At 69.5% G+C, this 12,503-nt stretch carries 9 protein-coding genes; 3 read left to right on the forward strand and 6 right to left on the reverse strand.

Going from position 1 to position 12,503, the window contains the following annotated elements; all coding sequences use genetic code 11:
- The first annotated feature begins 56 nt into the window (after nucleotides 1-56).
- The 3 genes from ACIBW9_RS00100 (at nucleotide 57) to ACIBW9_RS00110 (ending at nucleotide 3,032) form a co-directional block, all read left to right on the forward strand.
- Nucleotides 57-1,406, forward strand: coding sequence for a hypothetical protein (locus ACIBW9_RS00100; RefSeq protein WP_398949609.1), 1,350 nt, complete (start codon nucleotides 57-59; stop codon nucleotides 1,404-1,406).
- Nucleotides 1,407-1,482: 76 nt separating this feature from the next.
- Nucleotides 1,483-1,956: a hypothetical protein gene (locus ACIBW9_RS00105; RefSeq protein ID WP_398949611.1), complete on the forward strand. Its 474-nt coding sequence runs from the start codon at nucleotides 1,483-1,485 to the stop codon at nucleotides 1,954-1,956.
- Between the two features lie 89 nt (nucleotides 1,957-2,045).
- A complete protein-coding gene (locus ACIBW9_RS00110) occupies nucleotides 2,046-3,032 on the forward strand; it encodes an alpha/beta hydrolase family esterase (RefSeq protein WP_398949613.1) in 987 nt (328 codons plus the stop codon).
- Here the strand turns inward: ACIBW9_RS00110 and ACIBW9_RS00115 are convergent.
- From ACIBW9_RS00115 to ACIBW9_RS00140, 6 genes are read right to left on the reverse strand one after another with little or no spacing between them, the layout of a single operon-like run.
- Nucleotides 3,019-5,928 carry a glycoside hydrolase family 3 C-terminal domain-containing protein gene (locus ACIBW9_RS00115; protein WP_398949615.1) on the reverse strand — a complete coding sequence of 970 codons (2,910 nt, stop codon included), beginning with the start codon at nucleotides 5,926-5,928 and terminating at the stop codon, nucleotides 3,019-3,021. The two genes, ACIBW9_RS00110 and ACIBW9_RS00115, sit on opposite strands and share 14 nt — an antisense overlap.
- A 40-nt stretch (nucleotides 5,929-5,968) precedes the next feature.
- Nucleotides 5,969-6,976: a LacI family DNA-binding transcriptional regulator gene (locus ACIBW9_RS00120; RefSeq protein ID WP_398949617.1), complete on the reverse strand. Its 1,008-nt coding sequence runs from the start codon at nucleotides 6,974-6,976 to the stop codon at nucleotides 5,969-5,971.
- On the reverse strand, nucleotides 6,976-9,225 hold the full coding sequence (gene yicI, locus ACIBW9_RS00125; RefSeq protein WP_398949619.1) for an alpha-xylosidase: 2,250 nt from the start codon (nucleotides 9,223-9,225) through the stop codon (nucleotides 6,976-6,978). Before yicI ends, ACIBW9_RS00120 begins: the two co-directional genes overlap by 1 nt.
- An 11-nt stretch (nucleotides 9,226-9,236) precedes the next feature.
- Complete coding sequence (locus ACIBW9_RS00130; protein ID WP_398949621.1) at nucleotides 9,237-10,061, reverse strand: carbohydrate ABC transporter permease; 825 nt, start codon at nucleotides 10,059-10,061, stop codon at nucleotides 9,237-9,239.
- On the reverse strand, nucleotides 10,058-11,017 hold the full coding sequence (locus ACIBW9_RS00135) for a carbohydrate ABC transporter permease (RefSeq protein WP_398949623.1): 960 nt from the start codon (nucleotides 11,015-11,017) through the stop codon (nucleotides 10,058-10,060). Before ACIBW9_RS00135 ends, ACIBW9_RS00130 begins: the two co-directional genes overlap by 4 nt.
- Nucleotides 11,014-12,309: an ABC transporter substrate-binding protein gene (locus ACIBW9_RS00140; protein ID WP_398949625.1), complete on the reverse strand. Its 1,296-nt coding sequence runs from the start codon at nucleotides 12,307-12,309 to the stop codon at nucleotides 11,014-11,016. The genes ACIBW9_RS00135 and ACIBW9_RS00140 overlap by 4 nt, the downstream gene beginning before the upstream one ends.
- Between the last annotated feature and the right edge of the window lie 194 nt (nucleotides 12,310-12,503).

A 12,503-nucleotide genomic window follows, 5' to 3' on the forward strand; every position in this document is an offset into this window, starting at 1 on the left:
GAGCCCGACCACTCCGCTCTCGTGCGCGTCGAACTGCGACCGGGGGGAACCAGATCGTGCGGGAGCAGCTCTGCCCCTACTTCGAGACGTACGACTCCGACTTCGGGCTCAGCGGCCTCACCGAGTTGTTCGCTCTGTCGACGCCGCCGGGCACGGAGGAGAAGGCGCTCGGACTCGTCACGGAGAAGCTCGCCGCGTACGACGGTGAGACGCCCGTCGACATGCCGGGCATCGACCGGCTCAGCGAGGACGAACGCCACATCCTCGGGTTCGACGTGTTCCACGAGGACTTCGGGTATGCCGAGGAACTCCGCAGGGACCTGGGCAAGCTCCTGGACTCCCCGCTCTCCGACGAGGTGCTCGGTGCCGTGTGGCTCGCCGCCACGGGAGGCATGTGGGATCCGCAGGCGCACGGAATCGGCGTGCGCGACTGGCTCGCGCGGATGGACGCGACCTGCGCGGCCCGTCCGCCCCGGGCGGTGGCGGGCCGTGAACCGGGTCCGTCGTGGTCGTTCTGGCGGCTGCCGGCCGTCACCACCGTCCGGGAGGCGATCCTCGCGGAGATCCGGGCGTCCGCCGGTGAACTCCCCGGTCTGGCGCCGGCGCTCGACGAGGTCGCCGCCCGGGCCGACCTCGATCTCGGGTTCCGGCTCTATCTGCGGGCGCTCAAGACGGCAGCCGTGCCGGTCCCGGAGGAGCGCTGCAACAGGCTCTGCGACCTCAGCGAACCGTTCGGATATCCCTTCCCGGTCGTCTACGAGGGGCTCACCGTCGTGTGGCGGCCCCTGGAGGTCGCGCGGCGCCTCTTCGAAGGGGACTTCGGGTTCTCCGGGCTCGCCGGGGAGTTCCACCCGCAGTGGGAGCGGGACGTGCCGGCGCCCGAACTTCTCCACCGGACCGTCGTCGCCGACGGCTATCGCATCCCCGGCGTCCAGGCGCTGGTGCTGTGGGAGGACACCACCCGGCTGCTCCGTTCCCCGCTGTCCGGCGACACCCTCACCACGCTCTGGGTCGCCGCCTCGCACACGGACCCCGGCCGCTTCGGAACCGACGGGCCCGGCTGGCTGCGCCGCATCGCCGAGGAGTGCCGGGAGCGGCTGGCCGAGGTCGCCCCCGAGCACACCCCCGCCCTGCCCCCGGTCCGGGCGGACCTTGCGGACGTGGTCCTGCGTGAACTCCGGGAAGCCGCACCCTTGTTGGAGCCCGAGCAGGCGACCGCCCTGGAGCAGGTCGTCGTCCAGGTCGACCCCGACCTCGGCTTCCGGCTGCTGCTGAGGGTCCTGCACACGGCGTCCGGATCACTCACCAAGCGGCAGTACGCCCGCTGCCGGGCCCTCGGCGAACGCTTCGGCCACGGCGAGGATCACGTGTCCGATGCGATCGAGTACCTCGTCCAGGACGAGTGACCGCCCGACCCGCCCCGCCACGCACCTCTGCACGGTCGTACGACCTCACCCCACCCCACGAAGGACCCACCCACGCATGTTCCTGATCCGTCTCCTGCCCAAGCTGCCCCGCGAGATCTGCCTCGCCGTCATCGGGCTCATCGGCGGTGTCTTCCTCGCCGGCCACGGCATCGTCCAGGCTCACGCCGAACTCACCGGCATGCCCGGGACCGTCCAGGTCAGCGAATGCCGGCGCGCCACCGGAGCGTGGAGCGACCTCTGGGAGGACGGATGGGCCTGTGCCGGGGCGTTCGAGTCCGACGACCACAGTGTGCGGATCCCCGCGGTCGGCATCGACGGCATCCTGACGTCCCCTCCCGACAAGCCCCTCGCCGCCCGCGTCGACGGAGCCTCCGCCCGCACCGCGACCCAGGACAGCTCCGGCCGGTGGAAGTGGCCCGCCCTCACCGGCGTCGTCGTACTCGCCTTCACCGCCTGGCGGATCCGCTCCATCCGCGGCCTGCTGCGCGAGCGCCGAGCCAGCGCGGCCGTGAACCCGGTCCCGGCCTGAGGCCCGCCACGGCGTCCCACAACCGCGGTGCCCGATGTGGTGCCGCACCACATGTCGACGGACCGTTCACGCTTCTACGGTCCATCCCCATGACCCAGACCAGAGCCGCACGTCACCTCACCGTCCTCGCGACCCTCCTCGTCGCCCTGATCGCCGCCTTCCTCACCCCGGGCAGGGCGTCCGCCGCCTCCCTCCAGGAAGTCACCGGCTTCGGCTCCAACCCCGGCGCCCTGCGCATGTTCCGCTACGTCCCCGACGGGCTGCCCGCCGGGCGGCCCGTCGTCGTCGCCCTGCACGGCTGCACACAGGACGCATCCGGGTACGGCACCGGCAGCGGCTGGCTCCAGCTCGCCGACCGGTGGGGGTTCTCCGTCGTGCTGCCGCAGCAGCAGAGCGGCAACAACGCCTCGAACTGCTTCGACTGGTTCCAGAGCGGGGACATCGAGCGCGGCCAGGGCGAGGCCGCGAGCGTCGCGCAGATGGTGGACCGGCAGCTCGCCGACGTCGGCGGCGACTCCTCGCGCGTGTACGTCACCGGGCTGTCCGCCGGCGGTGGCATGACCGCCGTGATGATGGCGGACTACCCGGAGAAGTTCGCCGCGGGCGGGATCGTCGCCGGGCTGCCGTACGGATGCGCGCAGGCCGCCGGATCGCCGTATGTCTGCATGTACGTCGGTGCCACGCAGACGGCGAAGCAGTGGGGCGACCGGGTGCGTGCCGCCCGGCCGGGCTACACCGGTCCCTGGCCCACGCTCACCGTCTTCCAGGGAACGGCCGACTACACCGTCAAGCCCGTCAACATGACCGACCTGATGAAGCAGTGGACCGATGTGCACGGGGCCGACCAGACCGCGGACCTCAGCGACACCGTCGCCGGCTATCCCCACCAGGTCTTCCGGGACCCGGCCGGGAACACCGTCGTCGAGACGTACAGCATCACCGGCATGGGGCACGGGCAGCCGGTCGACCCCGGCAGCGGCACCGCGCAGTGCGGTGCCGCCGGGGCCTACCTCCTCGATGTGAACCTGTGCGCCGCCTACCGGCTCGGGCTCGCCTGGGGCCTCAGCGCAGGGTGAACGTCGACAGGCGCACGCCCTTGCTCAGGACCAGATAGACATCCGTACGGCCCTTCGTCGCGCCCGACAGCTTCGCGGTCACCGTCGTGTAGTCGTACGGCGACGAGGTGCCCGCGAAGTGCGCGGTGCCGACGAGGGTGCCGGTCGGTGAGCCGAGCCGTACCTCCACCGTGCCGGACGACGTCCCGGCCACCCGTGCGGCGAACTCGCCCGCGCCCGGGACGGGTCGTGTGTCCGCGAACTTCAGCCACGCGCCGTCGGAGGCCGCCGACACCGCCGTACCGCTCGCCTTGGACTCGTCGACGAGATCGATGCCGGTGGAGTAGTCGTCGAAGTTCTCCGCGCGGGTCGTCTTCGACAGGTCGCGGGGCGGGATGGTCTCGCCCTTCACCTGCCAGGCGGCCCGGGCACGGATGTCTGCCGACGACGAGCCCACCAGGACGTCGTAAGTTCCGCTCTCCACCACCCACTTGGAGCGGGTGACGTCCCAGTGCGCCAGGTCCGAAGGCCGTACCTGCAGCCGGACCGTCCTCGATTCACCCGGCTTCAGCGACACCCGCTGGAAGGACTTGAGCTGCTTGAGCGGCTGTTTGTCGCGGGAGGTGCGCTGGTGGGTGTAGAGCTGGACGACCTCCGCGCCCGCCCGGCTGCCGGTGTTGGTGACCCGCACCTCGTAGCCGTCGCCCACCCGCCGCAGACCTGAGTACGCGAACGTCGTGTACGACAGGCCGTAACCGAACGGATAGAGCGCCTGCCCGGTGAAGTACTGGTAGGTGCGGTCGGACTTGATGATGTCGTAGTCGAGGATCGGCGGGAGGTCGGCGTCCGACCGGTACCAGGTCTGGGTGAGGCGGCCCGACGGGTTGGCGTCGCCGTAGAGGAGGTCGGCGAGGGCGTTGCCGGTCTCCTGGCCCGCGTGGGTGGTCCACAGCAGCGCGGGGACCTCCTTCTGCAAGGATCCCAGCGTGGTCGGGTAGCTGTTCTCGACGATCACGACCGTGTGCGGGTTGGCCGCCCGCACCGCCTTGACCAGGGCTTCCTGGGTCGGAGCCAGGGCCAGGTCCGTGCGGTCGTGGCCCTCGCGGCCGTTGATCGACGGGTTGGAGCCGACCACCACGACGGCCTGGTCCTTGCCCTTGACCGCGGCGACCGCCTCCTCGACCCCGCTGCGGACCAGGTCCTTCGTGTAGTGGGCGGCCTGGTCCTTGGTGACCAGGCCGAGGGTGCCGTCCGTGCCCGTCGGGCCCAGGTAGACCGGGTTCGACCACCAGGACTCGCCGGTCTCGTAGCCGGCGTAGCGGAGCAGGTACGTGCCGTCGTCCTGGCGCTCCAGCTTGAACTGCTGCTGTACGTACCAGCCGTTCGGCTGATTCTGGTCGTTGACGAAGGTCGACCAGTTGTAGCCGACGTACTTGCCGTTCGCGGCGGAGCGCAGGGTCACGATGCCGGAGCCCCAGTCGAAGACGTCGAACTGGGACCCCGTACCGGAGTCCGCCGTCTCCTTCAGGGGTGCGCCCGCCTCGCCCGTCCCCGCCGTCACGTACTTTCCGGTCGCCGTGTCCTTCAGGGCGATCCGGTCCACGCCCTCGGCGCTCGCGACCGAGGTGCCCAGCTTGGACTCGATGCCGTCCTTCGGGGTGACGGCGTAGGGGAGGGTGCCGGAGTACCAGTCCGTGTAGAGGGTGTCGGCGAGCGGCCCGACGACGGCGGCACTGCCCGTCTTCTTCAGCGGCAGCGCGCCGTCGTTCTTCAGCAGGACCGCCGACTCGGTGGCCGCCTTGCGCGCCAGGGCGCGGTGGGCGGGGCTGTCGATGACGGACGCGTCGATGGAGCCGTACTTCCCGCCGCCGGGGTCGAACTCGCCGAGGCGGACGCGGACGCTCAGCACGTCTCCCGCGGCCTTGTCGACGTCCGACTCCTTCAACAGGCCGGTGGACAGCGCCGACTTGATCGCTGTGGTCGTCGGACCGGAGTCGGTGTCGTTGTCGGTGAAGCTGTCGATGCCCGCCTTCAGCGCCGCCGCGTCGGCCTCGGTCAGGGTGCCGTAGTACTTCTGGCTGCCGACCAGGTTGCCGGGCGCATAGGCGTCCGTGACATTGAGCAGCCGCTCGGGGGTCCAGGTGCGGACGGTGTCGTCGAGGGCCGGATTCACCGTGTTCGGGCGGCCGTTGACCAGGTTGTACGAGGACATCACGCCCGTCGCCGCGTTCGCCTCGATCGCGGGCCTGAAGGCCTGCTCGTCGTACTCCTTCAGCACGCGCGGCCGCAGTTCCGAGCTCGTGGTGTCGCGGTGCTCCTCGTTGTTGTTGGCGAGGAAGTGCTTGATCGTCGGGGCCGTCTTGAGGTGGTCCGGGTCGCCTCCCGTCAGGCCCGTGCCGTACGCCGTGGAGATCGCGCCGGTCAGATACGGGTCCTCGGAGTAGCCCTCCTCGTTGCGGCCCCAGCGCGGGTCGCGCAGCAGGTTGACCACGGGGGCCCACAGGTTGAGGCCCCAGCCCGCGGGGCGGGTCTGCTGGAAGCCGCGTGCCTCGTCGCCGACCGCCGAGCCGACCTGGCGGAGCAGGGCCGGGTCCCAGGTGGAGGCAAGGCCCACGGCCTGCGGAAACACGGTCGTCTTGCCGAGCCAGGCCACACCGTGCAGGGCCTCGGTGCCGGTGCGGAAGGACTGGATGCCGAGGCGGGGGATGGCCGGCTCGTACTGGTGGAGGAGGGAGATCTTCTCGTCGAGGGTGAGGCGGGAGAGGAGGTCGGAGACTCGGGCGTCCACCGACAGGTTCGGGTCGCGGAAGGGGTAGGCCGGATCGTCGGCGTGGGCGGGGACGGTGGCGCCCAGACCCGCGATCAGGGTCAGGGCCGCCAGCAGCGTGGTTCTCTGTTTTCTTCGCTTGCCCTTCATGTCGGCTCCTTCAAGTAGGGCCTTGCACAGGTGAGTTGGTTCAGGCACTGCGTGGCATGGTGCTCGCCCGCTCCGTCAGCCGCGGCGGCAGCAGCGTGGCCTCGGGCACGGCGCTGCCGCCGAGCTTCTTCATCAGGAGCTCCACCGCGCGCTCGCCCACCTCGGCGGAGGGCAGGGCGACGGAGGTGACGGGGACACGGACGGACTCGGCGAGTTCGTCCGGGCAGATGGCGGTGACGGAGAGGTCGCCGGGCACCCGCAGGCCCAGCTGCTCGAAGGCCTCGATGAGCGGTTCGAGGATCGGCTCGTTGTGGACGACGACCCCGGTCAACGCGGGGTGTTCGCGCAGCAGCTGCTCGGCCACCAGTCGGGCGGCCGCGGGCGAGGCCTCGCAGGGGTGCACGGAGGAGGACAGTCCGCTGCGGTCGGCGGCGGCCGTGAAGCCCTGCACCACCCGCTGGGCGAACGCGGTCTGCCGCACGTACACCTCCGGCGGCGACCCGACCAGCGCCACCACCCGGTGCCCGAACCGCGCCAGATGCTCCACGCACGCCTCACCGGCCGCCTTGAAGTCGAGGTCGATGCAGGTCAGACCCTCGGAGTCGGCCGGGAAGCCGATCAGCACGGACGGCCGTTCCAGCGAGCGCAGCAACGGCAGACGCGGCTCACGGAGCTGGACGTCCATCACGATCAGTGCGTCCACCAGCGCTGTGTCCGCCACCCGCCTGAGCCCCTCCTCGCCCTCCTCCTGCGTCAGCAGCAGCACGTCGTGGTCGTGCTTGCGGGCCGTCGTCACCACCGACACCGCGAACTGCATCACCACCGGGACGTGGATGCCCGCCCGTAAGGGGATCACGAGGGCCAGGACGTTCGACCTGCTGCTGGCCAGGGCGCGGGCTCCGGCGTGCGGCCGGTAGCCCAGCTCGCGGGCGGCCGCCTCGACCCGCTGCCGGGTCTCCTCGGAGATCGGGCGCTTGCCGCTGAGCGCGTACGACACGGTGCTGGGGGAGACCCCGGCGTGCCGCGCCACATCGGTGATCTTCACCATCAGCGCAGCTCCAGGGAGAGGAACCCGGTGCCGGCCTGCGCCCGCGCCGTCCGCTCCCCGGCGGCCAGGCTCCACTCCGCCACCGGCTCACTGCACGAGGCCCGCAGTGTGTCCCCTTCGCGTACGACGGTGAAGGTCACGTCCCCCACCTGCACCGTCACCTGCGCGCCCCGCTCCAGGCCGTAGGCCCGCAGGGTGACCCCGTCGGCATGGTCGTAGTCAGGGCGGTCGGCCACGGCGCCCAGCGGGATCACCGTCCCCGGCCGTACCAGCAGGGGCACGCTCAGGAAGCCGTGGCGTTCGCGCACCCAGCGCGGCCCGGTCACCGTCCGCCCGCTCAGGAAGTGCGTCCACGTGCCCTCGGGCACGTAGTAGGACACATCCCCCTCGTCGTCGAAGACCGGCGCGACCAGCAGAGCCGGCCCGAGCATGTACTGCCGCTCCAGATGCGCGCACCCCGGATCGTCCGGGAACTCCAGCACCATCGCCCGCATCATGGGCACGCCCTCGGTGTGGGCGGTGCGCGCGGCCTCGTACAGATACGGCATGAGCTGCAGCTTCAGCCGGGTGAACTGGCGCAGCACGTCCACCGACTCCTCGTCGAACAGCCAGGGCACGCGGTAGGAGGAGCTGCCGTGCAGCCGGCTGTGGGAGGACAGCAGTCCGAAGGCCAGCCACCGCTTGAACAGGGCGGGGGTCGGGGTGCCCTCGAAGCCGCCGATGTCATGGCTCCAGTAGCCGAAGCCGGACAGGCCGAGCGAGAGCCCGCCGCGCAGCGACTCGGCCATCGACTCGTACGTCGCCTCGCAGTCGCCGCCCCAGTGCACCGGGAACTTCTGGCTGCCGGTCGTCGCCGAGCGCGCGAAGAGCACGGCCTCGCCCTCGCCGCGGTGCTTGCGCAGCACGTCGAAGACGGTGCGGTTGTAGAGGTACGTGTAGTAGTTGTGCATCCGCTCCGGATCGGAGCCGTCGGACCACGCCACGTCGACGGGCACCCGCTCGCCGAAGTCGGTCTTGAAGCAGTCGACGCCCTGCGCGAGCAGCGCCTCCAGCTTCGAGGCGTACCAGTCGCGGGCGGCCGGGCTGGTGAAGTCGACCAGCGCCATGCCCGGCTGCCACATGTCCCACTGCCAGACGCTCCCGTCGGGCCGTCTCAGCAGATGGCCGAGTGCCTTGCCCTCCGCGAAGAGAGGGGAGCGCTGGGCGATGTACGGGTTGATCCAGACGCAGACGCGCAGGCCACGCGCCTTCAGCCGGGCCAGCATGCCCTCCGGGTCGGGGAAGACCCGCGGGTCCCACTGGAAGTCGCACCACTGGAACTCGCGCATCCAGAAGCAGTCGAAGTGGAAGACGGACAGCGGGAGTTCACGCTCCCGCATGCCCTCGATGAAGGACGTCACCGTCTCCTCGTCGTACGAGGTCGTGAAGGACGTCGACAGCCACAGGCCGAAGGACCAGGCGGGCGGCAGGGCGGGGCGGCCGGTGAGGGCCGTGTACTTGCGGAGGATCTCCTTGGGGCTGGGGCCGTAGATGACGTAGTACGTCAGCTCCTGGGTCTCGGCGCTGAACTGGACCCGGGACACCGCCTCCGAGCCGACCTCGAAGGACACCTTGCCCGGGTGGTCGACGAAGACGCCGTAGCCCGCGTCCGTCAGATAGAACGGGACGTTCTTGTAGGCCTGCTCGGTGGCGGTGCCGCCGTCGGCGTTCCAGATGTCGACGACCTGGCCGTTCTTGACGAGCGGGCCGAAGCGCTCGCCGAGGCCGTAGACGGACGTACCGACCCCGAGGCCCAGCTGTTCCCGCAGGTAGTGCGCCCCCTCCGCGTTCCGCATGATGCCCATGCCCTTGGGGCCGCTGGAGGTGAGGGTGCGGCCGTCGGCGAGGAAGTCGACGTGCCAGGAGCCGGTACGGGCCACTCGGACCGACAGGGCGCCGGAGGTGAGGGTCGCGTGCTCGTCGTCGTATCCGACCTGCGGCATGAACTCGTGCTGGACGAGGTCGAATTCGGGGCCGCGCGGCTGCTCGCCCTCGAAGTGGGTGAAGGTGAGGCCGATGACGTCGGGCATCGGCGTGTGCGCGCTGATCGTCACGACCGGTCCCTTCAGCAGGTCGCCGCGGTGGCGGATGGGCTGGGTCGGCGCATGGATCTCCAGCGAGCCGTCCGTGGCGGTGACGTCGAGGACCTCGACGGGGTGGGCCGCGGTGACTCCCTCGCGCAGCAGCCAGTAACCATCGGTGAACTTCACGTGGGGGGTCCTTACTTGACAGCACCTACGGCGATGCCGCGGGTGAGGGTCCGCTGGAAGACGAGGAAGAACACGATCGCCGGGAGGACGCCGAGCAGGGCCGCCGCGTTGGTCATCGTGGCGTCCATCAGGCGCTGGCCCTGGAGGACGCCGAGGGCCACCGACACCGTCTGGTTGTCGTTGGAGATCAGCATGACCAGGGGGAGCAGGAACTCGTTCCAGGTCCAGATGAAGAAGAAGACCAGGAGCACGCCGATGGTCGGCCGGCTGACCGGCACGACGATCCGCCACAGCACCTGCCACTTGTTCGCACCGTCGATACGGGCCGCCTCGATGATCTCGCGCGGGAACTGGCCCAGCACCGACGAGAGCAGATACGTGCCGAAGGCCGCCTGGATCACCGTGAAGACGATGATCACGCTCAGCCTGGTGTCGTACAGGCCGGCTTGCTTGGCCAGGTAGTAGATCGGGTAGACCAGCGCCTCCTGCGGCAGCACGTTGGCGAGCACGAAGAAGGCCAGGACCCAGGTGCGGCCCTTGATCCGGCCGATCCCGATGGCGTACGCGTTCAGGACGGACAGGATCACCGCGAGCACCGCCACCGAGCCGCTGATCAGCACCGAGTTGACCAGCTTCTGGCCGAAGTCGACGCGCTGCCAGAAGCTCTTCAGGCCGTCCAGGTACAGGCCCTCGGGCACACTGAGCGGGCCGTGCTGGGAGTACTCGGCCGGCGACTTGAACGCGTTGACGGCGACGATCAGGAACGGGACCACCATGAACAGGGCGGCGATGCACAGCGCGATCAGCACCGGGTAGCGGCGCAGGGCGGTCGTCATGCGCGGTCCCCTTCCTCGTCGCGGGTCTGGAGCTTCAGGAGGACGAGGGCGAGCACCAGGATGATCACCGTGAGGATCGTGGAGATCGCCGCGCCGTAGCCGACCTGGGTCTTCTCGAAGAACGTGGAGAAGGAGAAGTAGGACGGGACGTCCGTCGCGCCGCCCGGGCCGCCCTTGGTCAGCACGTACACAGCACCGAACACCTTGAGCGCGGCGATCGTGCACCAGGTCAGGACGACGTAGATCTCCGGGCGGATCTGCGGCAGCGTGATGTGCCAGAAGCGGCGCCACCAGCCCGCGCCGTCCAGCTCGGCCGCCTCGTACAGCTGCGGGTCGACGCGCTGCAGGCCCGCCATGAACACCACCAGCGGGAAGCCGATCTGCACCCAGACCATCACCCCCATGACGCTGTACAGCGCGATGTCGGGATCGCCGAGCCAGTCCTGCTGCCAGCTGCCGAGACCGACCGCCTTCAGCAGCTCGTTCAGGGAGCCGTTGTCGGGGGCGAGGATCCAGCTCCAGACGATCCCGGCGACCGCGATCGGCAGCACCTGCGGGAGGTAGAAGCAGGCGCGCAGCACCGCGGCCCACCTGGATCCGAAGTGCTTGCCGATGTAGTCGAACAGCGCGGCCGCCAGGACGAGACCGATCATCGTCGGTACGGCCGCCATGGCGACGACCATGAACAGGCTGTGCCGGAACGACGCCCAGAACTCCGCATCGTCCATCAGTTCGCGGTAGTTGGCGAGCCCGGTCCACTTGGGGCTGCCGATGCCCTGCCACTGGGTGAAGCTGACGCCCGTGTTCATCAGGAACGGGACGAGGATGATCGCCGTGAAGGCCAGGATGCCGGGGAGCAGGAACAGGGCGTACGAGTCGCGGGTACGGGGGCGGCGCGGGCCTGCGTCCGGGGGCTTGCCGACGGCCCGCGCACCCCGTTCGACGGTCACCGTCATTTCGTCGGCGCGCCCTTGTCGTAGGCCTGCTGCAGTGCGCTGAGGTAGGCGTCCGGTTTCTCGCTGCCCGTCATCAGCTTCTGCGTCTCGGAGACGAGGACATCGTAGAAGCCGTTCACCGGCCAGTCCGGGTAGAAGGCCAGGCCGTCACGCCCGCTGAGGGTGTTGAAGTTGGCGATGAGCTGCTTGGACTTCGGGTCCGTGATGGCGGAGGTGTCGGCCGCGACCGGGATGCCGCCCTTGTTGCCGAGCAGGTTCTGGATCTTCTTCGACATGGTGATGTCGATGAAGTCGTAGGCCAGGTCCTTGTTCCTGGCGTTCTTGGGGACGACCCAGATGTTCCCGCCGGAGCCCAGGGTCAGGTTCGAGCCGGGCCACAGGCTGGTGTCCCAGTCGAACTTGGCCTCCTGCTGGAAGCGGCCGTACCACCAGCTGCCGGAGAACAGGATCGGCGCCTTGCCCTGGATCCAGGAGACGCCCGCGTCCTCGGCCTTGGTGCTGGTGGACTTCTTGCTGATGTAGCCCTTCTTCACCCAGTCGGCGAAGGTGTTCGCCGCGTAGGTCCAGGCCGTGTCGTGGAAGTCGGTCTTGCCCTTGTACAGCTCGTACTTGTCGACCCAGGAGCGGTCGGCCTTGGAGAGGGCCAGCTGGTAGAGGTACTGCTGGGCCATGTACTCGGCGCCCGCGTTGGCGAGCGGGGTGACGCCCTTGGCGACGAACTTGTCCATGGCGGCCGTCAGTTCGTCGAACGTCTTCGGCTCGGTGATCCCGTACTTCTTGAAGAGGTCCTTGTTGTAGAAGACCATCGTGTACTCGGCGTAGTTGGGCACGCCGTACCAGTTGCCGGAGCCCATCACGCCGTTCGTGTCGTACATGCTGGTCGTGCGGACGCCCGCACTGAGCTTCTTGTCCCAGCCGCGCTTGGTGGCCTCGGCCGTCAGATCGGTCAGCAGGCCCTGTTTCGCGAGGACGCCCGCGGTCGCGTTGCCCTTGTTGTACTCCATGATGTCGGGCACGTCCGAGGAGTTCAGGATCATGGGCGCCGTCTTCTGGATCTGTTCGAAGCCCTTCTCCTCGAACTTCACCTTCACGCCCGGGTGCTTCGCCTCGAACTCCTTGATCGCCTCGTTCCAGGCCACGCCCATTGCGCTGTCGGGGCCCTCGTAGTGCCAGAGCTTCAGCGTCTTGGCGTCTGAGGATCCACTGTCCGAGCCGCCGCATGCGGTGACCAGCAGCGATCCACCGAGGAGCGCGGCCGTGACCGTCATCACACGCCTTCGTGCCGTCAACATCCCGTGCCTCCAGGAGAGCCGGATGGGTATCGAGGCGTCACGCGGCGAACGGATCCGTGAATCCGGGGTCGTCGAATCGATTCGATGCGTGACGTCGAAGCGCTTCGACGGGCGAAGGTATGTGCACCCGGAGGGTGCGTCAATGGCTTGCGCGAGAAATGCTCCGCGGGGTGGCGGTGACGGGTCGTCGATTG

Origin of the sequence: Streptomyces sp. NPDC049541, assembly GCF_044465725.1 — a bacterium.
Taxonomy (GTDB): domain Bacteria; phylum Actinomycetota; class Actinomycetes; order Streptomycetales; family Streptomycetaceae; genus Streptomyces.